The sequence below is a fragment of the Pseudoduganella sp. jia 9 genome, assembly GCF_055502615.1.
In genome coordinates this window covers 257,776-282,895 of sequence record NZ_JBUPWE010000012.1, presented here as the reverse complement: position 1 = coordinate 282,895, position 25,120 = coordinate 257,776, and the positions used below count along the sequence as shown (strand labels likewise).

Below are 25,120 nucleotides of genomic sequence, written 5' to 3'. Positions count from 1 at the left end.
GATACCCAACGGATAACCATGAACCTGAAGAATATGAAAGTCGGCACGCGGCTGGCCCTTGGCTATGCAATCGTGCTGGTCCTGCTGCTGATCATCGTCGGCGCGGGCGTCTTGAAAATGCGCGACATGCAGCAGCGCATCCAGAACATCACCGAATTCAACAATACGCAGATCCGGCAGCTCAACACGGCGCAGGACAGCGTCGCGGACAGCATGATCGCCCTGCGTAATCTTGCGCTGCTGACCGACGACAACGCCATGCGGCCGGAAGTGGAGCGCCTGCGCAAGCAGGAGGCGATCTACGCGGCGGAGATGGCAAAGATCAGCAAGAGCCTGGAAGACCCCAGCACGGAAGCAAAGGAAAAATCGCTGGTAGCGACGATCGTGGAGCAGGAACGGATCGCCAAGCCACTGATGGCGGAAACGGAAAAGCTGGGCCTGGCGAACCAGGCCGCGGAAACCACCAGCATGCTGCTGGACAAGGTGCGCCCGGTCCAGCAAGTCTGGATGAATGCGATCGATGAGCTGATCACGCTGGAAGAAGCATTGAACGAGAAAGAGGCGAACGACGCCAGGGACGCCTACAACACGGCCGTCCGGCTGATGGTGATCCTGGCCGTGGTTGCCATGGCGGTCGGCATCGCTGCCGCGGTGACGGTCACGCGCACGCTGCTCAAGCAGCTTGGCGGCGAGCCGGACGAAGCGGCGGCGTTCCTCGCCCGCATCGCCGACGGCGACCTGACCGTGGATGTGCCCGTCAAGGCCGGCGATACCGCCAGCATGATGTTCGCGATGCGCACCATGCGCGAGAAGCTGGCCGCCATCGTCGCCGAGGTACGCAGCGGCACCGATACAATCGCCACCGCCGCGGCCGAAGTCTCGGCCGGCAACCAGGATCTGTCGTCGCGCACCGAAGAGCAGGCCAGCTCGCTGGAGGAAACCGCGTCGTCGATGGAAGAACTGACGTCGACCGTGCGCCAGAATGCCGAGAATGCCCAGCAGGCCAGCGCCATGGCGGCCTCGGCTTCCAGCGTGGCGGCGCAGGGCGGCACCGTCGTCGCCCAGGTGGTCGATACGATGGGTGCGATCGATGCGTCGGCGAAGAAGATCGTCGACATCATCTCCGTCATCGACAGCATTGCCTTCCAGACCAATATCCTGGCGCTGAACGCCGCCGTCGAGGCGGCCCGTGCCGGCGAGCAGGGGCGCGGCTTTGCCGTGGTGGCCAGCGAGGTGCGCAACCTGGCACACCGTTCGGCCACCGCCGCCAAGGAAATCAAGGCGCTGATCGACGACTCGGTGGAAAAAGTCGGCGTCGGCACCCAGCTGGTGGGCCAGGCGGGCGCCACCATGACCGAGGTGGTGGGCAGCGTGCAGCGCGTGACCGACATCATGGCGGAAATCTCTTCCGCCAGCCGCGAACAGAGCAGCGGCATCGACCAGGTCAACGTGGCCATCACGCAGATGGATGAAGTGACGCAGCAGAACGCCGCGCTGGTCGAAGAAGCCAGCGCCGCTTCCGAAGCCATGCAGGAACAGGCCCGCAGGCTGGCCGAACTGGTGGGCACGTTCACGCTGGCGCAGGGTGCCGCGCCGGTGGCCGGCACCGCTTCCGCCAGGACCGTCGCAAGCCCGGCCGCGAAGCCGATGGCGAAGCCTGCCGTCCGCGCTGCGCTGCCGGCAGCGCCGGCCCGGCCCGCCGCGACCAGGGCGGCACCGGTGAGCCGCAAGGCGCCCGCCAGCGCCGGTTCCGAGTCGGACTGGGAAGAGTTCTAAACCCCGTATCTCAACCCGCTTCTGATCCCCGTGCGACTACAGCATGGCTGTAGTCGCAAGCTTCCTTTACCATACGTCCCCATTGAAACAGGGGGACGCATGGACCATCCACACCGCAGCCGCGCGCTGCGTCTCGCCGTCGCCGCGGCACTTGCCGCGCTGGCTGCATCGGCGGGCACCGCGCACGCCGCTTCTTCTTCCGCCGCCCTGTGCGATGGCGACGGCTTCCAGGCCATCCTTTCCCCCGCCGCGGCCGCATTCGACGCGCGCGCCGCATGGATCGACCGGCGTACCCTGGCCTGGCCGGGTGCCCGTGCCGATGCCCGCACGCGCCTGTATCACGCGAAGAACGCGGCGCTGACAGCGCCCGCCGGCGGCAAGGTCGGCGGCGCGGACGGCTTCCTGCCGCTCGACGTCACGACTGCCACGGTGCCGGACCACCTGCGCTACCTTGGCGAAGGCCCCGTGTTCGCGCTGCGCGAGGCCGACGTGGCACGCATCGCCGGCCTGCACCGCGGCGCGCTTCTGCTGGTCAGCGAGGCCGCGGACGGCACCGTGATCGATGCCACCCGCGTGCAGGTGGCCGGCGCACTGGACGACCTGTATGCGGCCGCCGAAGCGGTGCCGGACCTGGGCGCGACTCTGCGCGCCGGCGCCACCACATTCAAGCTGTGGGCGCCGACCGCGCGGAAGGTTGCCGTCTGCACGTACGACAAGGGCACCGGCCCTTCGCGCGCCGCCACGCCGCTGCGCTTCGATCCGCAGACCGGCATCTGGTCGGCCACGCTGGCCGGCAACCTGGACGGCAAGTACTACCGCTATGCCGTCGACGTGCATGTACCGGGCGCCGGCATCGTGCGCAACCTCGTCACCGATCCTTACTCGGTCAGCCTCACCACCGATTCGCGGCGCAGCTACATCGCCGACCTGGCGTCGCCGCGCCTGAAGCCGGCCGGCTGGGACAGCGACGCGCCACCCGCCAAGGTGACCGCGCAGCCGGACATGTCGATCTACGAACTGCACGTGCGCGATTTCTCGATCGGCGACGCGACCGTGAGCGCGGCGAACCGCGGCAAGTACACGGCCTTCCTGGAATCGGGCTCGGACGGCATGCGCCACCTGCGCGCGCTGTCGCAGGCCGGGCTGACCGACGTGCACCTGCTGCCCGTCTACGACATCGGCAGCATTCCCGAAAAAGGCTGCGTGACGCCGGCGCCGGCCGGCGCGGCGGACAGCGACGCCCAGCAAAAACTGATCGGCGCCAGCAAGCTGGCGGACTGCTACAACTGGGGCTACGACCCGTATCACTACAGCGCGCCGGAAGGCAGCTACAGCACCGATCCGGCGGACGGCGGCAAGCGCGTGCTCGAGTTCCGGCAGATGGTGCAGGCGCTGCACCGCGCCGGCCTGCGCGTCGGCATGGACGTCGTCTACAACCACACGTACACCGCCGGCCAGGACGAAAAGTCGGTGCTGGACCGGGTGGTGCCCGGCTACTACCATCGCCTCGATACCAAGGGTGCGATCGAGCGTTCGACCTGCTGCGAGAACACGGCCACCGAGCACCGGATGATGGGCAAGCTGATGGTCGACTCGAGCGTGCTGTGGACGCAGGCCTACCATATCGATTCGTTCCGCTTCGACCTGATGGGCCACCAGCCGCGCAGCGTGATGGAAACGCTGCAGCGGCGCGTGAACGCGGCGGCTGGCCGGCACGTCAACCTGATCGGCGAAGGCTGGAACTTCGGCGAAGTGGCGGATGGGAAGCGCTTCGTGCAGGCATCGCAGCTGGCGCTGAACGGCAGCGGCATCGGCACCTTCAGCGACCGCGGCCGCGATGCGGTGCGCGGCGGCGGTGCCGGCGACGCGGGGCGCGACATGATGACGCGCCAGGGCTATGTCAATGGACTCGTCTACGACCCGAACGGCAGCATGACGCATCCGTCCGCCGACCTGCTGAAAGCCGCCGACCTGGTCAAGGTGGGCCTGGCGGGCACGCTGCGCAGCTATCCGCTGCAGGTGCATACGGGCGAAGTGCGCGAGCTGCAGCGCATCGACTACGGCGGCCAGCCGGCCGGCTACGCGAGCGAACCGGGCGAAGTGGTGAACTACGTGGAAAACCACGACAACCAGACGCTGTACGACCTGAACGTGCTGCGCCTGCCGGCGTCGACCTCCACCGCCGACCGCGCCCGCGTGCAGGTGCTGGCCGCCGCCATCAATGCCTTCAGCCAGGGCGTGGCCTACTTCCATGCCGGCTTCGACATCCTGCGCTCCAAGTCGCTGGACCGCAACAGCTTCGAATCGGGCGACTGGTTCAACCGGCTGGACTGGACCTACCGCGACAACTACTTCGGCACCGGCCTGCCGCCGGCGGCCGACAACGGCAAGGACTACGCGCTGTTCCGGCCGCTGCTGGCCAACCCGGCATTCAGGCCCGCCCCTGCCGACATCGCCTTCGCGCGCGACGCCTTCCGCGACCTGCTGGCGATCCGCGCCAGCAGCACGCTGTTCCGGCTGCGCACCGCGAATGACGTGACACAGCGGCTGCGCTTCTACAATACTGGCCCCGCGCAGGTGCCGACCGTGATCGCCGGCCGGCTCGACGGCACCGGTTACGACGGCGCCGGCTTGAAGGCAGTGCTGTACCTGCTCAACGTCGACAAGGCCGCCCGATCGATCGTCGTGCCGCAGGAGACCGGGCGCACCTGGAAGCTGCACCCCGTCCACGCCTCGCCAGCCGCCGCCGACCGGCGCGCCAGCGAAGCCCGCTACGACCCATCCACCGGCCGCTTCACCATCCCGCCCCGCACCGCCGTCGTCTTCGTGGAATAAAAGCCACAAAAGCTGTTGCCAAAAATTCGGGGACAGTCCCCCTGGGAGGGACAGTCCCCAGATTTTTTACAACAAAAGTGTGGCGCTCCTGCCAGTAATTGCTCGAAAAATGGGGACGTACCCCATTTTTCGAGCAACTTTCAGCGGACGGCTTCGAGCAGCACGGTGTTGAACTTGCCGCCGGTGCGCACGGCGCCGTTGGCAACGGTGTAGGTGGTGCCGGCGTAGGCGTCGCGCACCTTGGTGCCGTTGGCGAAGATGCCGCCGACCTTGATCGCGACCGGCTTGCCGACCGGGACGTCCAGCGCCACCACGACCTTGTCGTTCAGGCCATTGCCGGCATAGGAACGGGAGAACGTGTACGGCGCATCGGCCACTTTGGCATGCACGCCGGCGCCGATCGATACGTGGGCGCGCCGGAACTGCCCCAGCTTCGCCCAGTGGGCACGCACGTCGGCGACACGGTAGCCGTCGCGCTGCGCGTTGTTTGCCAGCTCGTCCCAGTTCATCAGGGAACGCAGCTTGGCGTCGCCGACCGCTTCGGCGATGTCGACCCGCCGCGCGGTCTCGTCGCCGTAATAGACCTGCGCGGCACCCGGTGCCAGCAGCAGCTTGTTGGCCGATTCGAACGGCTTTGCCCGCGCGGCATCGAACGGATTGCCGTCGTCGTGCGAGTCGACGTAATTGAGCACCGACTTGCCCTGCAGCGGGCCATGCAGCTGTGCCGAATACCTGGCAAAGATGCTCTCGTAGCCGCCCTTGGCGTCGGCGGGCAGGCTGAAGTTGATCAGGCTGTCGAAGCCATTGGCGAAGAAGTCGGTCGTGACGCCGCCGCCCATGTCGAAGGCACGGCCGTTGCCGATCGCATAGCCATACACTTCGGCCACCGTGAAGAATTTGCCGTCGCCCAGCACCTTGCCGGGATTGGCCTTTTTCCATTCATCGTGCGCGGCTTCGGTGACCGTGCGCAGTTCTTTCCACACGCCCGCCTCGGTATGCTTGACGGTGTCGGCCCGGTAGCCGTCGATGCCGTACTTGCGGATCCAGTCCGCATGCCACTTCATCAGGTAGAAGCGCGGCGCGCGCGGGTAGCCGGTGCGGGCGAAGAAATCGTCCAGCTCCTTTACCTCGCGCTCGTAGCGCCCTTCCTTCTTCCATTTCTCGGCGAGTGCCGGCGGCAGGGCCACCGGCGCATCGCTTTCGGTGCGCACGTCCGGCAGGTTCGCCACCAGCGTGCACGAGATCGTCGTCGGCGCGTCCTTGTGCGCGCAGGTGGGCGACGTGCGCACCCAGTCGGCCGGCCATACGGGGTCCGCTTCCGTCACCGGGCCGGTGTGGTTCATCACCACGTCCAGCAGCACGCGGATGCCGCGCGCATGGGCCGCGTCGACGAAGTCGCGGAAGTCCTGTTCGGTGCCCAGGTTGGCATCGATGGCCGTGAAGTCGCGCGCCCAGTAGCCGTGGAAGCCATACGACATGCCGGTGCCTTCGTCGGTACCGGCATGGATCTGCTCAACGGGTGGCGTCAGCCAGATCGCATTCACGCCCAGGCTGTCGAAATAGCCTTCCTTCACCTTAGCCGTGAGCCCCTTCAGGTCACCGCCCAGGAAGCCGCGCAGCGGCGCGGCATCCGCCTTGCGGCCGTATTGCAGGTCGTTCGCCTTGTCGCCATTGGCGAAGCGGTCGGTGAGCAGGAAATAAACGGTCGCGTTCTCCCACATGAACGGCATCGGTTTTGGCGGCGCCGCCAGCGCGGAAGTGCCGGTTACCGCCAATAAAGTGGACAATGCAATGGATGTGAGCTTCATGCGACCTTTCCAAGGGTGGGTTAAGTGATCACGGTGGGATTGCTGCGCCCCGTGTTGTAGGCGATGTTGGCCACGCTGTCGGCAATGGCGATCAGCGCCGCCAGCGCCTGCTGGGTGGGAATGTGGTGCTGCTCGGGATCGGCCTCGTAGCGTTCCAGGTAGACGCGCAGCGTGGCTCCTTCGGTGCCCGTGCCGGACAGCCGGTAGACGATGCGCGAACCGTCCGTCATCACGATGCGCACGCCCTGCTGCGACGCCCGCGAGCCGTCGACCGGATCGGTATATTCGAAATCGTCGGCGAAATCGACCGTATAGTGGTTCATCTCCACGCCCTGCAGGGCGGCCAGCTTGACGCGCAGGTCGTCCATCAGCACCTTGGCGGCGTGGGCATCGATGCCTTCATAGTCGTGGCGCGAATAGTAGTTGCGGCCGAAGCGCTGCCAGTGTTCTTCCACGATCTGCTGCACGGACCGGCCCTTCACGGCCAGCAGGTTCAGCCAGAACAGCACGGCCCACACGCCATCCTTCTCGCGCACATGGTTCGAGCCGGTGCCATAGCTTTCCTCGCCGCACAGCGTGGCCAGCCCGGCATCGAGCAGCGTGCCGAAATACTTCCAGCCGGTCGGCGTTTCGTAGCAGGGAATGCCGAGCGCCTCGGCCACGCGGTCCGCCGCGCGCGACGTCGGCATCGAACGGGCGATGCCGGCAATGCCGCCGCGATAGCCCGGCGCCACCTGCGCATTGGCGGCCAGGATCGCCAGCGAATCGGATGGCGTGACGTCGAACTTGCGGCCGACGATCATGTTGCGGTCCGCGTCGCCGTCCGAAGCGGCGCCGAAATCGGGCGCATCGTCGCGCGCCATCAGCTCGATCAGTTCGGCCGCGTTGACGGGATTCGGATCAGGATGGCCGCCGCCGAAATCCTCGCGCGGGACGCAGTTGATCACGGTGCCTTCCGGCGCGCCCAGCCGGCCTTCGATGATCGCCTTCGCATACGGGCCGCCCACCGCGTGCATCGCGTCGAAGCGCATCGTGAAGCCGCTGGCGAACAGCTTGCGGATCGCCTCGAAGTCGAACAGCTGTTCCATCAGCTGCGCGTAGTCGTCCACCGGATCGATCACTTCGACCTGCATCTGCTCCACATAGGAACGGCCGCCATGGTCGATGTCGAGGTCCGGCGCATCGCTGATACGGTAGGAGGTGATGGTCGTGGTGCGCTGGTAGATTGCTTCGGTTACCGCTTCCGGTGCCGGGCCGCCGTTGCCGATGTTGTACTTGATGCCGAAGTCGCCGTCCGGCCCGCCGGGGTTATGGCTGGCCGACAGGATGATGCCGCCCATCGCCTCGTGCTTGCGGATCACGCACGACACGGCCGGCGTGGACAGGATGCCGCCCCGTCCCACCAGCACGCGCGCCACCCCGTTGGCCGCGGCCATCTTGAGGATCGTGCGGATCGCGGCACGGTTGTGGAAGCGGCCATCGCCGCCGAGCACCAGCGTCTTGCCGGACAGGTCGCCGAGCGTATCGAACACGCTCTGCACGAAATTCTCGAGGTAATGCGCTTGCTGGAAAACGCCGACCTTCTTGCGCAGGCCGGAAGTTCCCGGCCGCTGGCCGGCGATGGGCGTGGTTTGAATCGTCTGAATTGCCATGTTTGCTCCGCTGTGGTGTTACCTGAAGATTAACATCCCAGCCTACCGCGATCCAGTGGGCGATGGCGCGCGGATCATGGAGAAATCGACCCAGCCAGGAGCACGCTCCTCGCGATGTTCCCGGCTTCTTGCCGGCTTCTTGCCGGCTCATTGCCGACCCGTTTCCCGCCATTCGCTCTCATTGCCGGCACATCATCGGCTGTCTTCCAGGCTCACCAGCGTTATTCGGCGCGCCGCGCGGTGTCCTTCACGAACAGCGTCAACGCGGCGGCAACCAGCATCGAGGCACCACCCAGCGCCAGCGTGCTGGCGGTATGGCCGCCGAAGAAATGGGTGGTGACGAAGCCCAGCAGCAGGCCGGAGACGATCTGCGGGATCACGACGAAGAAATTGAACACGCCCATGTAGTAGCCCATCCGTTTGGCGGGCAATGCGCCGGCCAGGATCGCGTACGGCATCGTCAGGATGCTGGCCCAGGCAATGCCCACGCCGATCATCGGCAGCATCAGCGCCTGCTTGTCATGGATCTGGAAAACGCTGGCCAGCGACAGGCCGCCGATGGCGAGGCAGACCATGTGCACCGTCTTGCGGCTGGTGGCGCGGGCAAACACCGGCAGGATGAACGCGGCCAGCGCCGACACGCCCGAGTACACGGCGAACATGATGCCGGCATAATTGCCGGCATCCTGGTAGGCGGCCGATGTTGCATCGACCGTACCGAACACGTTCTCGGCCACGGCGGACGTGGTGTAGATCCACATCGCGAACAGGCCGACCCAGGTGAAGAACTGCACGAAGGCCAGTTGCACCATCGTCTTCGGCATGCGGCCGAAGCCGCCGAAGATCTCGGCCAGCGCATGGCCCAGGCCCTTGCCCGCACTGCGCTCGCGATGGAATTCTTCCAGGTTCTCGGGTGGCAGTTCGTCGGCCGTGAACACGGTCCACAGCACCGACAGCAGGTACACCGCACCGCCCGCGTAGAACGCATAGCGCACCGAGTCCGGAATCGCACCGGCCACCGCCACGTTGCTCACGCCGAGGTAGTCGGAGAAGATGGTCGGCAGCAGCGACGCGATGACCGCGCCGCAGCCGATGAAGAAGGTCTGCATCGCGAAGCCGGCCGTCTGCTGCGAAGGATCGAGCTTGTCGCCGACGAAGGCGCGGAACGGTTCCATCGACACGTTGATCGCCGCATCCATCATCCACAGCACGGCGGCCGCCATCCACAGCGCCTGCGAGTTCGGCATCAGGAACAGGGCCAGCGACGCGAACACGGCGCCGAAGAAGAAGAACGGCCGGCGGCGGCCCCATTTCGGGTGCCAGGTATTGTCGGACAGGTAGCCGATGATGGGCTGCACCAGCAGGCCGGTGACCGGCGCGGCAAGCCACAGCAGCGGCAGCTCATCGGGATTGGCCCCCAGCGTGGAAAAGATGCGGCTCGTGTTGGCATTCTGCAGCGCGAAGCCGAACTGGATGCCGAAAAAGCCGAAGCTCATGTTCCACAGCTGCCAGAACGACAGCCGGGGCTTGGTGGAAGAAGAATGCATCCGCGGTCTCCGATGTGTGCGCTATTCTATTTGTAACAAAATAACATGCACTGGAAAGCCAGTCAATGCGGAATCCGCCTTCAAAACGCCGAATTCCGGCGGCTTTGTAGTCAAACAACAGAAAAATAGGGACGGACCCTGTTTTTAAGGAAATTTCTCAGAAAACAGGGTCCGTCCCCATTTTTTAGAGCTGCACGGAGACCTTTGCCGCCAGCGTCGCGCGGGCCGGCAGCACGGCCTTCGCCACGCGCGTTTTCGCATCCCACGTGAATGCCAGCGCACGCCCGTCGAGCAGTACGCGCTTCGGTTTCGCGATGCCGTGCACGTGCAGCGTGTAAGCGCGCACTACCGGCACGGCGGCGCTGCCCGCTTCGGTGGCGATGCCGATGTCGAGCGTGCCGGGCTGCGCGGCGGCGGTGAAGCGGGCGATCTCGTACTTGCCTTTGCGGTAGGCATCGGCGGTCGCGCCGTCGTCGTCGTACAGCATGCCCGACGATGCCGTCACGCCGGCGTCGTGCCAGTAATGCAGGTCGATGCTGCGGCCCGTGTAGTCCCGGGTCGACTGCACCACCGGCGCCATCGGCACGAACGCGCCGGCACGCACGTAGACGGGAATGCGTTCGGCCGTCACGTCCACCGTTTCCAGGATGCCGCCGCCATGGCGCTCGCCCGTATGGAAATCGAACCATGCACTGCCCTTGGTCGGGAAGTACACCTCCTTGCGCTTCGCTCCCGGTTCGGTCACCGGCGCGACCAGGAAGCTGCCGCCCCACAGGTAGGTCGACGCGAGCGCACCCGCGTCGTTCTGGGTATCCTCGAACAGCACGGGGCGCATCAGCGGCATGCCGGTGGTGCTGTTCTCGAACGCCATCGTGTAGTGGTAAGGCAGCAGCGCATAGCGCAGCCGGATCGCTTCGGCCGCCAGCTGCTTCGCACGTGGCGCGCGGTACACCGGTTCGGCCGGCACCTCTTCCTGCGCGTGCGGCCGGAACACCGGCTGGAACACGCCATACTGCAGCCAGCGCACGTACAGCTCGTCGTCCAGCACCGGGCCGGCAAAGCCGCCCAGGTCGGAGTGCATGTATCCCAGGCCCTGCATGCCCATCTGCAGCGCGATTTCCATCTGCGACTGCAATCCGCCCCAGCTGCGCGATACGTCGCCCGACCACGGGATCATGCCGAAGCGCTGCGAACCCGAGTAGCCGGCCCGCATCAGGATGAACGGGCGCTCGTCCGGAAAGTCCTTTGCATAGCCTTCGGCGATCAGCCGCGCCCAGTCGTGGCCATAGATGTTGTGCACCTGGTCCGCCGATCCGCTGGCATGCTGCAGGGCCGCCGGGTGCAGTTCCGGCTCGCCCAGGTCGCCCCACCAGCCGGCCACGCCCTGTTCCTTCAGGCGCTTGTAGATGCTCCAGAACCAGTTCCTGCCCTGCGGGCTGAAGATATCGACCAGGCCAGTGTTCCCGAAGAAGAAGTCATAGGTATAAGGCTGGCCTTCCTTCGTGGTGGCCAGCGCCTTCGCGTCCACCGCCTCCTGCCAGCGGCTCGACGTCGTCAGCACGAACGGCTCGGTGATCACCACCGTGTTCACGCCCCTGCGTTGAAGGTCGCGCAGCATGCGCTGCGGGTTCGGGAACTTGTCCTTGTCCCACGCCAGGTTGCCCATCGTCCCCTTGACCTCCTTGCCGAACCAGTACAGGTCCAGCACCACCGCATCGAGGGGAATCTTTTCGTCGATGAAGCGGTCGACGACGGCGCGCACTTCCTTCTCGTCGTGGTAGCCGAAGCGGCTGGCGAAATTGCCGAACGCCCAGCGCGGCGGCAGCGGCTGCCGGCCCGTCAGGCTCGTGTAGCCCGCCATCACGTCGCTCCAGGCATCGCCGGCGACCACCTGGTAGGTCTTGCGGCCGCCGATCGTCTCATAGGACAGCGTGCCATCCTTGCGGCTGTCGAAATCGAGCCAGCCGGCCTGCGGATTGTCGAAGTGCAGTGCGTACTTCTTCGACGACAGCGCAACGGGAATCGTGAAGTTCAGCAGTTCCGAGCGGTTGCCGTAGCCGTAGTGCGCCTTGTTGTACAGCTGGAAGCGGTGGCCGCGGCGGTTCATGCCCACGGCGCGCGCGCCGGCACCGTACAGCGCCTCGTCGGCATCGAGGGCGAACTCCAGTGCTTCCATGCCGTTCTTCTTCGTGTAGCCCAGCTTTTCCGCCACCAGCGGCTGGCCCTTGTACGTGTAGGCGATGCGCAGGGGACGGCGCTCGATCGTTACCGCGATGCCCGGCGTGGCGAACTCGATGCGGCCGTCCGTCTCCTTCACAACGGGCTGCGTACCGGCCGGCGCCAGCACCACGGCGTGGGAACGCGCATCGAAGCGTTCGCCGTTCGGGATGAACGTGGTCTCGACGATCGACGCCGAATACGCCCTGATCTGGTAGCGCCCGTCATTGGTGACGATATGGAGCACGCCATCTTTCTCGCTCCATTCCTGCACATGGCGCGCGGCGTTCTGCGCAACGGCGAGTGGACTGGCAATGGTGAGCGCGAAGGTGAGAGCGAACGCGGCGGTCGTGATGATTTTCATGGATGCCGATGGGAGTTGGAGAAATGCCGAGAGCATGACAAAACAGCGACATGAAAACAAGTCCGCTTGCGCTATATTGGGCGCTTCATTCACGCGATCGGAGGAACGATGGACACGAAGCCGCTGGTGCTGGCGCTGATGCCGATGGTCATGCTGCTCGCGCCTGGCGCCGGCATGGCGTACGCGCAGCCGGACAGGAAAGCGCAATCGAGGCCTGACGCCAAGGCTAAGCCTGCGGCCAAGTCTGCGGCCAAGTCTGCGGCGAAGGCGAAGGCCGCGGCAAAGGCGCCTGCCGGCCCTGCGCTGGCCGAAGCCAAGCGCTTCCTGGCGCAGACCGAGGCGCGGCTCGACAAGCTCAATGCCGAACAGGCCCGCGCCGACTGGGTGGGCGCGAATTTCATCACCGACGATACCGAAGCCATCGCCGCGTACTTCGGCGAACTGCAGCTCGATGCCGCTGGCCAGGCAGCGCTGGCGGCACGCCGCTACAACAAACTGAACCTGAGCAATACCGACGCACGCAAGCTGAAACTGCTGCAGCTGACACTGATGCTGTCCGATCCGCAGGAACGCGCTGCCTACGCGGCCGCGCGGGCCGCGCTGACCGGCGCCTACGGCAAGGCGAAATACTGCCCCACCGACGGCCGCCCCTGCATGCCGCTGGGCGAACTGGAAAAGATTCTGGCCACCAGCCGCGATCCCGCGAAGCTGCTCGATGCCTGGTCCGGCTGGCATGCGCAGGCGCCCGCATACAGGGGCCGCTATGCCGACTTCGTGCAGCTGTCGAACAAGGGCGCCCGCGAGATGGGCTACGCCGACACCGGCGCGCTGTGGCGCTCCGGCTACGACATGCCGCCCGACGAATTCGCGTTCGAGATGGAACGCCTGTGGCTGCAGGTGAAGCCGCTTTACGACGCGCTGCACGAATACACCCGCTACAAGCTGCGCACCGCCTACGGGCCGGACGTGGTGCCGCTGACCGGCCCGGTCCCCGCCCATCTGTTCGGCAATATGTGGAGCCAGACCTGGGACAACATCTACCCGCTGCTCCAGCCGAAGCCGGGCGCCGCCGGCGTCGACCTGACGAAGGTGCTGGAACAGCGCAAGACCACGCCGAAGCAGATGACCGAATATGCCGAGCGCTTCTACACGTCGCTGGGCATGCCGAAGCTGCCGGCCACGTTCTGGGAACGCTCTTTGCTGGCGAAGCCGCGCGACCGCGACGTGGTATGCCACGCCTCGGCATGGACCATCGACGGGCAGGATGACGTGCGCATCAAGATGTGCATCAATCCCACGGCCGAGGACTTCGCGGTGATCCACCATGAACTGGGCCACGTCTACTACTTCCTCGCCTACCGGGACCAGCCGGTACTGTTCCGCAACGGCGCCAACGACGGCTTCCACGAGGCGATCGGCGACACCGTCGCGCTGTCGATCACGCCGGCCTACCTGAAGCGGATCGGGCTCGCGAACGAAGACCCGGACCCGCAGGCGGAAATGAACGATCTGCTGCGCCGCGCGCTGTCGAAGGTGGCCGTGCTGCCATGGGCCTACATGGTGGACCGCTGGCGCTGGGACGTCTACGCCGGCAAGACGCAGCCGGCCGACTACGATCGCAGCTGGTGGCGGCTGCGCGAGGAATACATGGGGATCCGGCGCCCCGTGCCCGCGCTGCCGGGCGGCTTCGACGCCGGCGCCAAGTACCATGTACCGGCCGACGTGCCGTACGCGCGCTACTTCCTGGCCCACCTGCTGCAGTTCCAGTTCCACCGCGCGCTGTGCCGCGAAGCCGGCCACGAAGGCCCGCTGCACGCCTGCTCGATCTACGGCAACGAGAAGGCCGGCAGGAAGCTGCAGGCAATGCTGGAACTGGGCACCAGCAAACCGTGGCCGGAAGCACTGAAGGCCATCAGCGGCGAAGACAGCATCGACGGCAGCGCCCTGCTCGAATACTTCGCGCCGCTGAAGGCCTGGCTCGACGAACAGAACCGGCTGCTGGCGGCGCAGCAGAAGGGGTGATCCCGGTGCGCGGGAGGATGGCTGGTTCTTCGACGCCGTACGGATGGAGCCCTGACCAGATGCCACGATGCGAAGACAGGCCCGGCTCGCCGGGCCTTGTCGTTCTGACACGTACCAGTTATACTTGACTGTTCCACTCAACAATTAAAGCAGCCAGCCGCCGCCAGCCCGCTACCTCAGCCACCATCAGGAAGGGTTTCATGGCGCAGTTCTCCCAGCCGGCACGGGCCGGCCTTCTCACCAGTTTCAGAGCTCATCCGCTGACATTCGCGCTGCTGTGCGCCTGGGCACCCGCCCACGCAGCCGCGCCGGCCGACGCCCCGGCCGAAGCCGATGCCGCCCCGGTCGCCGTCGTGAAGATCGAAGGCAGCAAGACCGAAGACGAGTTCGTGGCCCGGCGCAGCGGCTCGGCAACGAAGACCGATACGCCGCTGATCGAGACGCCGCAATCGGTTTCCGTGATCCCGGCCGAACGGCTGCAGCTGCAGGGTGCGCAAACGCTGCGCCAGACGCTGAACTACACGGCCGGCCTGGTCTCGGCATCGTTCGACAGCCGCGGCGACAGCATCACCTCGCGCGGCGGTTCGCCCACCTCGCTGGTGGATGGCTTGCAGTACAACTTCGGCTTCTATAACACCACCCGCCCGGACCCCTTCATGCTGGAACGCGTGGAAGTGCTGCGCGGCCCGTCGTCGGTGCTGTACGGCCAGGGCAGCGTCGGTGGCGTGGTCAACTACGTGACCAAGAAGCCGCTGGCCGAACGCCGCCGCGAGGTGCAGGTGCAGATCGGCAGCCATGACCGCAAGCAGGCCAGCGTGGACCTGAACGAAGTGCTGGACGATGCCGGCCACTGGCGCCTGCGCGTGGTGGCGATCGGCCGCGACAGCGGGTCCCAGGTCAACCACGTGGCTGACGACCGCAAGGTCCTGATGCCGTCGCTGACCTGGGCGCCGAATGCCGACACCTCGCTGACGCTGCACGCCCTCCGCCAGCAGGACGAAAGCGGCTCGCTGATCGGCTTCTTCCCGTGGCAGGGCACGCTGCTGCCGTCGCAATACGGCCAGATCCCGACCGACACCTTCACCGGCGAACCGGGCTGGGATGCCTACAAGACGGACCAGACGTCGTTCGGCTGGCAGTTCAACCACCATTTCAGCGACACCGTGGTGCTGCGCCAGAACGCCCGCAAGAGCAATTCCGAGGTCGACTACCGCAGTGCCTACACCAGCTTCACGGCCATCCCGTCGCGCAACCGCCCGGGCCGCCCCGTGTTCAACGCCGACAACCGCACCATCGAGCGCGACCTGATCCAGCAGGCCAACGCCCTCGACACGCTGCTGTTCGACACGCAGCTGGAGGCGAAATTCGCCACCGGCCGCTGGCAGCACACCTTCCTGGCCGGCTTCGACGTGCAGCGCGCCGAGACGCGCCAGGCCACCGGGCGCGGCACCGCCGCCGCGCTCGACGTCTACAACCCCGTGTACGGCAACTTCACGGCGCCCGCGTCGCTGGCGCACCAGCCCACCGCGGTGCTGCACCAGAAAGGGTTCTACGTGCAGGAGCAGGCCAAGTTCGACGAACGCTGGGTCGGCGTGCTGGGCTGGCGCCGCGACCATGCCGAGAACGACATCGAAGGCCGCCCCGCGTCCCGCACCGACGACAAGGCCAACACGAAACGCGTCGGCCTGCTGTACCTGGCCGATGGCGGCCTTTCTCCCTACATCAGCTATGCCGAGTCGTTCCTGCCGCTGGGCGGCGTCGATGCATACAGCAACCCGTTCAAGCCGCAGCGCGGCAAGCAGTGGGAAGCGGGCGTGAAATGGCAGCCCGCCGCCGCGGTCACGGCATCGCTGGCGCTGTACCAGTTGCGCGACCAGAACCGCAAGACCACCGATCCGGCCAATCCGCAGAACAGCCTGCAGCTGGGTGAAGTGAAGGTGCGCGGCGCCGAGCTGGAAACGGCCGGCGGCGTGCGCGGCTGGGACTGGACCGCGGCATACACGTACACCGACGCGCGCATCTCGCGCAGCAATGGCGCCGACCTGGGCAAGCGCGTGTCCGGCATCCCGAAGCACAACGTGTCGGCCTGGCTGTCGCGCGGCTTCTCGGTCGGCGGCGTGGACGGCTTCACGGCCGGCGCCGGCGTGCGCTATCTCGGCACGTCATGGGATGGCACGGACGCGCTGGAAACGCCGTCCGCCACGCTGGTCGACGCCCTGCTCGCGTACCAGACCGGCCCATGGCGCTTCGCGCTGAACGCCGTCAACCTGGCCGACAAGGTACAGATCACCACCTGCATCGCCCGCGGCGACTGCTTCTACGGCCAGCGGCGCACGGTGATGCTGACGGCGCGCTATCTCTGGTAGAGGGATTCGCTGGCGGATGCGCCGCCTGGTGTCGGACACCATGAGCAAAAAAAGCCCCGCCGCTTGCGCGACGGGGCTTTCTGCATGCAGAAAGGCGGATCAGAACTTGTAGTTCACGCCCAGCAGCACGGTGCGGCCGTACTTCTGGTATTCCAGCTGCTGGTTCTTCGAACCGTTGTAGGTTTCGTAGGCGGCGTTGCGCAGGTTGTTCGCCTGCAGCACGATGCCCATGTCCTTCAGCGGGCCGTTCTGGAACGTGTAGCCGATCTGGAAGTCGAGGATGCTCTCGCCCACCACGTAGCGCAGCGAACGTTCGGCGGCGAAGTTGCCGATCTCGCCGACGAAGTCGGAACGCTTGCGCTGGCTCAGGCGGGTTTCGAAGCCGTTCTTCTCGTAGTACACGGTCAGGTTCGTCACGCGCTTGGACAGGCCCGGCAGCGGGATGTTCTGGCCGATCGAGCCATCCGGTTCCTGGATCGCGATATTGCTGTCGGTGTAGGTGCCGGAAGCCACGATGCCGAAGCCGTCCAGTACCGGCGTCAGCATGTTCAGCGGCAGGGAGCCGGACAGTTCGATGCCGCGCATCGTGCCGCCGTTGCCGTTGTACGGTGCCTTGTAGTCGCCGAATACCGTATTTGCCTTGGTGCCTGGTACGAACGCCGAGAAGTCGTAGGTCTTCGTCTGCGTGAAGATGTACGTGTCGAGCTTCTTGAAGAAGAAGGCCGCGGCCACGTAAGCCTTCTTGCCGAAGTATTTTTCATACGACAGGTCGAACGCCTTGGCGCGCCATGGATCGAGCTGCGCATTGCCGCCCGAAGCACCCGGCTTGAAGGTGGTGTCCGACACGCCGAAGTCCAGCGCGGCGCGCAGCTGGTCCACGCGCGGGCGGGCGATCTGCTTGGCCATTGCCACGCGCACGGTCTGGTCGTTCGGCAGGCCGAAGTTCAGGTTCATGCTCGGCAGCCAGTCGTTGTACGACTTGCCGTCGTGGATAGGCTGTACCTGCTGGTCGCTGGCCAGCGCGCCGTTGAAGTACTTCGAGTCGGAGAACTGCTTGGTGTGCTGGACCTGCACGCCGACGTTACCGCGCAGCGAGATGTCGCCGAATTCGTGCTCGATGTTTGCCTTGGCGTAGGCGGTCGAGATCTTCTCGCGCACCGACCAGTTCTTGATCAGGATGGCGCCGCTGCCCGCGGTCGGATTGAACGTCATGTAGCGCGCGACGACGGCCGGCACGTTCCACGCCGGTACGTTGCCGACACCGGCGAAGCCCAGGTCGACGGAACCGTACAGCAGCGACGGATCGATCGTGGTCGGGTTGCCGGCCAGGTTGATGTTGCCTTCCGGCTGGTCCTTGTCCTTCGAGCGGTCGCTGTGGTTGACGCCGATGTCGAAGCCGGAGAACCAGTTCTCCAGCGTTTCCGGCGCACGGAAGTTGGCCGCCAGCTTCACGCTCTTCAGCTCATCTTCCACATAAGGCACCTTGCCGTAGCCGGAGCCGTAGATCGTGTTCTTCACATACAGGTTCGAGGCGTCGCTGTAGTCGGCGCGGCCTGGTGCCATGGTCGGGAACGTGCCGCCGTTGAAGGCCAGGTTCACGGTATCGAGATACTGCGCGTTGTTGACCGCGCCCAGCTGCAGGTTGTTTTCCAGGCCCAGTTCATCGCGCTTGGCTTTCGACCAGGAGAGGTCGGCCACCAGCTTCACGCCGTCGAGGCGCCATTCGTTGTTCCAGCCCAGCGCGCGGATGTCGTCGCGGCGGTTGGTGTACATGCCGCGCACCAGCGGGTAGACATTGTTGGCGATGGCGGTGCTGATGGCATTGCCGTTCTTCGTCAGGTTCGAGTAGAACGGCGAAGGCTGCAGGTCGCCGTTCCAGCCGGACAGGTTGACTTCGAACTGGTTGGCCGTGTCCTCGTGCTTGAACACCGACGCGTAGAAGTCCAGCGTCGAGGTGAACTGCTTGCTCGGGCGGTACTCGACCACGCCCATCAGGCCGTCGCGGCGGTTGTAGCCGGTGCGCGACAGCGCCTTGATGCCGTCGGTCGCGGTGGTGCCTGCCGGCAGGCCGGCGCGCGCATCGGTCTTCCACGGTTCATAGATGCCGGTCTCATTGGCCAGCACCGGCGATTCCAGGTGCGCGAAGCCGATCGCCACGCCCAGCTTGCGGTTCAGGAACTGGTCGATGTAGCTGATGGAGAAGCGGTTGCCCAGCGACTTGGTATTGGCCATGCTGCCCAGCGAGTTATGCTCGGCGCGGGCGTTCATTGCCACGGTGCGCTTGCCGAAGTTCAGCGGTCGCACGGTCTGCAGGTCGATCGTGCCGGACAGGCCCTGGCCGATCAGGCCCGCGTCCGGGGTCTTGTAGATCGTCACGCCGGACAGCAGCTCGGACGGGTACTGGTCGAATTCGACGGAGCGGTTGTCGCCCGTGGAAACCTGTTCGCGGCCGTTCAGCAGCGTGGTGGAAAAGTCCGGCGACAGGCCGCGCACCGAGATCACCTGGGCGCGGCCGGCCACGCGCTGGGCGGCCAGGCCCGGCAGGCGGGCAATCGATTCGGCGATGGACACGTCCGGCAGCTTGCCGATGTCTTCCGCGGAGATGGCTTCGACGATCGACGACGACTCCTTCTTCACGGAGATGGCATCCTCGATGCCGCGGCGGATGCCGGTCACGGTCACGGTGGCGATCGGCGCCTCGGCAGCCGGTGTGGTCTGTTCCTGCGCGACCGCCGGTGCGGCCAGCGCGGCGATGAAGATTGCGCAGCCGGTAGCTACCGGGCTCAGTTGCAGGGCCGTGCGCGTGCTGCGCTGAGGCGCGAAGAATTTCATGGAAGTCCCCTCACTAAATTACGATTTTTTCCCACGATCAATAACTAGCTCGACTACATGGGAATCCAAGGATTGCGGCCGCTCTATCAGACGTCCTGTAGGAATTTTGTATTAAAACTAGATCGAGTGTCAATTGGAGTTCAGCCCGATTACGGCCAATTTGGCCGTTTCAAGCCGTGTGCATGGCCGTTTTCGTGTTTTCGTTGTATCGCGGCTACAGAAGTCTCGGCAGCGTGCTGTAGTGGAACTACACAAAATGAAGGAAAGTTAGCGTTTCCACTGTAAAGATGTAACAAAACCGCCATTTCGGTCAGCCGCGTGTATTAAAACTAGGGATGCACAGCATGCCGAGCGTTGTGCCTGCCCGGCGATCATAGTATTCTGCTCACGTTTCATTGCCAACCAGACCGCCCAAGAGTCTGTAGTCCCACTACTTCAACAGGGAAGTTCCTGTGCCGAGGAGACCCATGCGCCATACCCTGCTGCTGGCGGCCTGCGCCGTGCCGCTGCTGTTCGCCGCCGCGTCGCAGTCCTGTGCCGCGCCGCCGCCCACGGTGGCCGGCGGCCCCACCGCTTACCGCATCGATCACCTGGAACCCGCATCCTGGTGGGCCGGCATGCGGCACCGCACGCTGCAGCTGATGGTGCATGGCGAACGTATCGCCGAACTGCAGCCGGCTGTCGACTATCCGGGCGTCAGCGTTGCCACGACGACCCGCGTGGCCAATCCGAACTACCTGTTCATCGACCTGGCGCTCGCCGCCGACGTGCGGCCGGGCAGTTTCGACATCGCCTTTCATCCGGCCGGCGCGGCGCGGCCGGAACCGAAGCGGCCCGTTTTGACGTACCGCTACCGCCTGCTGCCCCGCGCGCCGGGCTCGCGCGAGCGCGAGGGATTCGGCGGCCGCGATGCCATCTACCAGGTGATGCCGGACCGCTTCGCCAACGGCGATCCGGCAAACGACAGCGTTGCGGCGCTGGCCGACAAGGCCGACCGCGCGGCCGGCGGCGGCCGCCACGGCGGCGACCTGGCCGGCATGGCCAGGCATCTCGGCTACGTGGCGGGCATGGGCTTCACGCAGGTCTGGCCCACGCCGCTGCTCGAGAACGACATGCCGGCGTATTCGTACCATGGCTATGCGGCCACCGACTTCTACCGCATCGACCGGCGCTACGGCAGCAACGAGGACTATCGCGCCTTTGTCGCCAGCGCGCGCGAACGCGGCATCGGCGTGATCCAGGACGTGGTGCTGAATCATATCGGCGCCAACCACTGGTGGATGAAGGATCTGCCGATGGCGGACTGGATCGGCTACGGGGGCAAGCCGGTGCCGACGCAGCATCACCGCGTGGCCAGCGGCGATCCGTACGGCAGCCGCGCCGATGCCCGCAACTTCACCGAAGGCTGGTTCTCGCGCGGCATGCCGGACCTGAACCAGGCCAATCCTTTCCTGGCGAACTACCTGATCCAGAACACCGTCTGGTGGATCGAATACGCCGGCCTCTCGGGGCTGCGGGTCGACACGTACGGCTATTCGAACAATGCCTTTCTCACCGAATGGTCGCGCCGCGTGCTGGACGAGTACCCGAACCTGAACCTGGTCGGCGAGGAATGGAGCACGCGCGTGCCGGTCGTCGCGCGCTGGCAGCAGGGCAAGCGGAACCATGATGGCTATGTGTCGCACATGCCGTCGCTGATGGATTTCCCGCTCAACGATGCGCTGCGCCGCGGACTCGCCAGCGGGGCTGCCGACAGCCACCATGGCACCTTCAGCCTGAACGACCTGTATGAAACGCTGGCCCAGGACCACCTGTACCCGGCGCCGCACCGCCTGGTGCTGTTCGAGGGGAACCACGACCTGCCCCGCACGTGGAGCGTGCTGAACGAGGACATGGGCCTGTGGAAGATGGCGATGGCCTACGTGCTGACGGCGCCGCGCATCCCGCAGTTCTACTACGGCACCGAGATCCTGATGGGCAGCACCACGCAGGGCCGCGACGATGCATCGTACCGCCACGATTTTCCCGGCGGCTGGCCGGGCGACAAGGTCGATGCCTTCACCGGCACGGGACTTACCGCGCAGCAGCGCGAGGCGCAGGCCTTCCTGAAAAAGCTGCTGAACTGGCGCAAGGGCGCCAGCGTCGTCCACCACGGCCGCACCATGCACTTCGGGCCCGAGCAGGATACCTACGTGTTCTTCCGCTACCGGGGCAATGAAAAAGTGATGGTCGCGCTGAACAAGAACGCACGGCCCGTCACGCTCGACACGGCCCGCTTCGGCGAAATGCTCGACGGCACCGCCGCCGGCACCGACGTCATCACCGGACACATCTTCAACCTCGAACGCAGTGTCACGCTGCCGGCCCGCACGGCCATCATCCTGGAGCTCAAATGAAGCGCACCCTCATCGCCACCGCCGCCACACTGACCATGCTGGCCGCCGGCTCCCTGCACGCCACCGAGCTGGCCATCCCCTTCGGCTCCTGGGGCAAGCAGGAAACCGCCCGCTTCGGCACGCCGGATGCCGATGCCTCGCTGCGCACCTACACGCACGGCACCACGATGAAGCTGCGCGACGGCGATCCGGCGCAGGTCACGTATGCCGAAAGCGCCGACCTGCCGCGCGTACGCAGCGGCAACCTGGCGTTCGATGCGCTGTTCGCGATGGCGATGGCCGAGATGCGCCAGGATGCCGTATCCCACATCCGCGACGACAGCTACAACGTGGACGACAAGCGCGCCGGCCAGCCGATCCCCTGCGAATGCTTTGAAACCGGCGAGAAATGGCACTACGTGTGGACGCGCGACCTGTCCTACGCGGCCGGCCTGGGCCTGGGGATGCTGGATCCGCAACGGGTACGCAACTCGCTGCAGTTCAAGCTGTCGGGCTACCGCGACGGCTTCGCCAAGCCGGCCGACGTACCGGGCAGCGCCGACGGCCTGCAGATCGTGCAGGATACCGGCAGCGGCGGCAGCTGGCCCGTCAGCACCGACCGCGTGACCTGGGCCTTCGGCGCCGACGAGGCGCTGAAGGCGCTGCCGCCCGCCGAGCGCGCGGCGTTCGTGCCCGTCGCCCTGAAGGCACTCGCCAACACGATCGAGATCGACCGGGTGGCCGTGTTCGATCCGGCCGCCGGCCTGTACAACGGCGAGGAATCGTTCCTCGACTGGCGCGAGCAGACCTATGCGAGCTGGATCCCCGGCCAGCTGGCGCACATGGCGACCGCCAAGGCGCTGTCGACCAACGTGGCCCACTACAAGGCGCTGACCCTGGCCGCGCAACTGGCGCAGGAACAGGGCGATGCCGCCGCCGCGCAGCGCTACGGCGGCTGGGCGGTGCAGCTGAAGGACGCCATCAACGACCGGCTGTGGCTGAAGGATGCGGGCATGTACAGCAGCCTGACCGCCGGCCACTTCGACGGTGTGCCCCAGTACAAGTTCGACTGGCTGGGCCAGGCGCTGGCCATCGTTGCCGGCGTGGCCGATGCGGAACAGGCGGGCAGCATCGTCGCACGCTATCCGCACGGGCCGATGGGCGCCCCGGTGATCTGGCCGCAGCAGCCGGACCGCGCGGTGTACCACAACCGCGCGATCTGGCCGTTCGTCACCGCCTATGGCCTGAAGGCGGCGATCCAGGTGCGCAACGTCGAAGCGGCCGATGCCGGCTACGACACGCTGCTGCGCGCGGCGGCCGTCAACGCCTCCAATATGGAAAACTTCGAATGGCTGACGGGGCTGCCGATGTTCGATCCGAGCGGCGGCGGCAAGCCCGACCTGGCCGGCCCGGTGGTCAATTCGCGCCGCCAGCTGTGGTCCGTCGGCGGCTTCGCCGGCGCGATGGTGGGCGGCGTGTTCGGCGTGTCGACCACGAACGACGGCATCGAGGTGAAGCCGTTCATCACGTCGAAACTGCGCAACGAGGCATTCCAGGCCGCCGGCAGCGCCACGCTCGCCGGCCTGAAGCTGCGCGGGCATGCGATCGACGTGCAGGTGGTGCTGCCGCAGCAGCAGCAGCAGCAGCAGCAGGCCAGCGGCTACTTCCCGGTGCAGCAGGTGCTGTTGAACGGCAAGCCGGTCGATTCCCGCATCAGGTGGGCCGACCTGGCCGAACGCAACACGATCGTGGTGCAGCTTGGCCCCCTGCAGCCGGGGCGGCAGGCGCTGACGCGCGTGGCCGCCGATCCGCTGGCCGTCGATCCCGCGGTGTTCTCGCCGCCCGAACCGGCGATCGTCTCGGCCGCGAAAGGCAGGCTGGCGTTCGCCGCGAAGCCGGCGTCAGGCGCTGTCTACAACGTGTACCGCGATGGCCGGCTGGTGGCGGCCGGCATCGAGGCCGCGGCGTGGACCGATCCGAAGCCCGGCGCGGCGTCCTGCTATGCGGTGGAAGCGGTGTTCCCTGTGTCGGGCAACCGCAGCCACCACAGCGCGCCCGCCTGCATCGGCACGGCGCTCGACATTCCCGCCGGCGATGCGCGCATCGTCTCCAGCGTTCCCGCTGAAAACGGCGTGATCCGCAACTGGGGCGCGCCGGCCGATACGTTCGCCGCCACCCTCGCCGTCCGGCAGGCCGGCACGTACGCCGTGCAGGTCCGCTACCGCAACAACGCGCACCAGGTCAACCTGGGCATCACCGGCGGCGTCAAGTGGATGAAGGTGCGCGACGCCGGCGGCGCCGTCATTGCGCAAGGCGTCGTGCAATTGCCGCACTCCCCTGCCGGCGAGACGGTGTATTCGACACCGCTGGCCGCGCAGCTGAAGGCCGGCAGCCACACCGTCGAACTGGCCGACTTCCTCAACATGAGCAGCCTGCAGTCGAATGCCACGTATGCCGATGCCGGCGGCAAGGCGGGCGCGATGAACCGGGCCGACATCCATGGCATCCGGCTGCTGGCCACCAGCGCCCCGGCACTTCCGCCGGTGGCAAGGGGGCGCCTCGACATCGTGGAAAAATTCGCCTCGCCGCAACTGGGCAACGAGCGCAAGCTGCGCATCTGGCTGCCGGCCGGCTATGACAGCAATCCAGGCCGGCGCTACCCGGTGCTGTACATGCACGACGGCCAGAACCTGTTCGACCAGAAAACGGCCTACAGCACCGAATGGCACATCGACGAAGTCGCCGACCGCCTGGCCGCGCAGGGCGGCATGCGGGAAATCATCGTGGTCGGCGTCGACAACACGCCGGACCGGAACGCCGAGTACACGCCGTGCTGCGATGCGCGCGTCGGCGGCGGCAAGGTGGCGGCGTATGGCCGCTTCCTCGCCGATACCGTCAAGCCCTGGATCGACAGCCATTACCGCACGCTGCCCGGCCGGGCCGATACCGCCGTCATGGGTTCGTCGTTCGGCGGCCTGGCGTCGCTGCACATGGCGCAGCACGACGCCGACGTGTTCGGCCACGCCGGCATCGTGTCCGGCTCGTTCTGGTGGAACGGCGGCGCGCTGGTCGGCACCGCGCCGCGTGCCGCGACGACGCCGGTACGGCTGTACGTGGATGGCGGCACCGGCATGGATGGCATCGAAGGCACACGCGCCTTCCGCAAGGCGCTGCTGGACAATGGCTGGCGCGAAGGCGGCAACCTGCTGTACGTGGAAGACGAAGGCGGCATCCACAACGAGCAGGATTGGGCCGGCCGCGTGCACCGCGCCCTGGCGTGGTTCTTCCCGGCCGCCCAGCCGCGCGGAAGCAGGCGGTAAGGCCCC

Annotated in this window: 11 protein-coding genes; 6 read left to right on the top strand and 5 right to left on the bottom strand. The window is 66.3% G+C overall.

All coding sequences use genetic code 11. From position 1 onward, the window contains the following. Nucleotides 1-18 precede the first annotated feature (18 nt). The gene (locus ACY34H_RS17870; RefSeq protein ID WP_464978815.1) at nt 19-1,776 is read left to right on the top strand and encodes a methyl-accepting chemotaxis protein; all 1,758 of its coding nucleotides are present in this window, start codon (nt 19-21) and stop codon (nt 1,774-1,776) included. Nucleotides 1,777-1,875: 99 nt separating this feature from the next. Beyond that, complete coding sequence (locus tag ACY34H_RS17865) at nt 1,876-4,611, top strand: alpha-1,6-glucosidase domain-containing protein (RefSeq protein ID WP_464978814.1); 2,736 nt, start codon at nt 1,876-1,878, stop codon at nt 4,609-4,611. A 140-nt stretch (nt 4,612-4,751) separates the two neighbouring features. Here ACY34H_RS17865 and ACY34H_RS17860 read toward each other — a convergent pair whose 3' ends face one another. The 4 genes from ACY34H_RS17860 to ACY34H_RS17845 form a co-directional block, all read right to left on the bottom strand. Continuing rightward, nucleotides 4,752-6,419: an alpha-amylase family glycosyl hydrolase gene (locus ACY34H_RS17860; RefSeq protein WP_464978813.1), complete on the bottom strand. Its 1,668-nt coding sequence runs from the start codon at nt 6,417-6,419 to the stop codon at nt 4,752-4,754. A 20-nt stretch (nt 6,420-6,439) separates the two neighbouring features. Next, entirely contained in the window at nt 6,440-8,071 is a 1,632-nt protein-coding gene (locus ACY34H_RS17855) for an alpha-D-glucose phosphate-specific phosphoglucomutase (protein ID WP_464978812.1), read from the bottom strand. A gap of 221 nt (nt 8,072-8,292) precedes the next feature. Beyond that, on the bottom strand, nt 8,293-9,618 hold the full coding sequence (locus tag ACY34H_RS17850) for an MFS transporter (RefSeq protein ID WP_464978811.1): 1,326 nt from the start codon (nt 9,616-9,618) through the stop codon (nt 8,293-8,295). Nucleotides 9,619-9,802: 184 nt separating this feature from the next. Next, nucleotides 9,803-12,199 carry a TIM-barrel domain-containing protein gene (locus ACY34H_RS17845; protein WP_464978810.1) on the bottom strand — a complete coding sequence of 799 codons (2,397 nt, stop codon included), beginning with the start codon at nt 12,197-12,199 and terminating at the stop codon, nt 9,803-9,805. A 108-nt stretch (nt 12,200-12,307) separates the two neighbouring features. Between ACY34H_RS17845 and ACY34H_RS17840 the strand changes: the two genes are divergently transcribed. Both ACY34H_RS17840 and ACY34H_RS17835 read left to right on the top strand, forming a co-directional pair. Continuing rightward, nucleotides 12,308-14,221: a M2 family metallopeptidase gene (locus ACY34H_RS17840; RefSeq protein ID WP_464978809.1), complete on the top strand. Its 1,914-nt coding sequence runs from the start codon at nt 12,308-12,310 to the stop codon at nt 14,219-14,221. A 200-nt stretch (nt 14,222-14,421) separates the two neighbouring features. Further along, on the top strand, nt 14,422-16,587 hold the full coding sequence (locus ACY34H_RS17835; RefSeq protein ID WP_464978808.1) for a TonB-dependent siderophore receptor: 2,166 nt from the start codon (nt 14,422-14,424) through the stop codon (nt 16,585-16,587). Nucleotides 16,588-16,686: 99 nt separating this feature from the next. On the opposite strand, the gene ACY34H_RS17830 is transcribed toward ACY34H_RS17835, so the two are convergent. Further along, nucleotides 16,687-19,419 (bottom strand): TonB-dependent receptor, encoded by a 2,733-nt coding sequence (locus tag ACY34H_RS17830; protein ID WP_464978807.1) that lies wholly within the window; start codon nt 19,417-19,419, stop codon nt 16,687-16,689. Nucleotides 19,420-19,886: 467 nt separating this feature from the next. Here ACY34H_RS17830 and ACY34H_RS17825 point away from each other — a divergent pair, with 467 nt between their 5' ends. Together ACY34H_RS17825 and ACY34H_RS17820 are read left to right on the top strand one after the other, a co-directional pair. Then, nucleotides 19,887-21,815, top strand: coding sequence for a glycoside hydrolase family 13 protein (locus ACY34H_RS17825; protein ID WP_464978806.1), 1,929 nt, complete (start codon nt 19,887-19,889; stop codon nt 21,813-21,815). Then, on the top strand, nt 21,812-25,114 hold the full coding sequence (locus ACY34H_RS17820; RefSeq protein ID WP_464978805.1) for an alpha/beta hydrolase-fold protein: 3,303 nt from the start codon (nt 21,812-21,814) through the stop codon (nt 25,112-25,114). The genes ACY34H_RS17825 and ACY34H_RS17820 overlap by 4 nt, the downstream gene beginning before the upstream one ends. Nucleotides 25,115-25,120: the final 6 nt, after the last annotated feature.

Excerpts from the sequence above, each read along its gene's own strand:
- ACY34H_RS17870 (WP_464978815.1), top strand. The coding sequence starts at position 19 with ATGAACCTGAAGAATATGAAAGTCGGCACGCGGCTGGCCCTTGGCTAT.
- ACY34H_RS17865 (WP_464978814.1), top strand. The coding sequence starts at position 1,876 with ATGGACCATCCACACCGCAGCCGCGCGCTGCGTCTCGCCGTCGCCGCG.
- ACY34H_RS17860 (WP_464978813.1), bottom strand. The coding sequence starts at position 6,419 with ATGAAGCTCACATCCATTGCATTGTCCACTTTATTGGCGGTAACCGGC.
- ACY34H_RS17855 (WP_464978812.1), bottom strand. The coding sequence starts at position 8,071 with ATGGCAATTCAGACGATTCAAACCACGCCCATCGCCGGCCAGCGGCCG.
- ACY34H_RS17850 (WP_464978811.1), bottom strand. The coding sequence starts at position 9,618 with ATGCATTCTTCTTCCACCAAGCCCCGGCTGTCGTTCTGGCAGCTGTGG.
- ACY34H_RS17845 (WP_464978810.1), bottom strand. The coding sequence starts at position 12,199 with ATGAAAATCATCACGACCGCCGCGTTCGCTCTCACCTTCGCGCTCACC.
- ACY34H_RS17840 (WP_464978809.1), top strand. The coding sequence starts at position 12,308 with ATGGACACGAAGCCGCTGGTGCTGGCGCTGATGCCGATGGTCATGCTG.
- ACY34H_RS17835 (WP_464978808.1), top strand. The coding sequence starts at position 14,422 with ATGGCGCAGTTCTCCCAGCCGGCACGGGCCGGCCTTCTCACCAGTTTC.
- ACY34H_RS17830 (WP_464978807.1), bottom strand. The coding sequence starts at position 19,419 with ATGAAATTCTTCGCGCCTCAGCGCAGCACGCGCACGGCCCTGCAACTG.
- ACY34H_RS17825 (WP_464978806.1), top strand. The coding sequence starts at position 19,887 with ATGCGCCATACCCTGCTGCTGGCGGCCTGCGCCGTGCCGCTGCTGTTC.
- ACY34H_RS17820 (WP_464978805.1), top strand. The coding sequence starts at position 21,812 with ATGAAGCGCACCCTCATCGCCACCGCCGCCACACTGACCATGCTGGCC.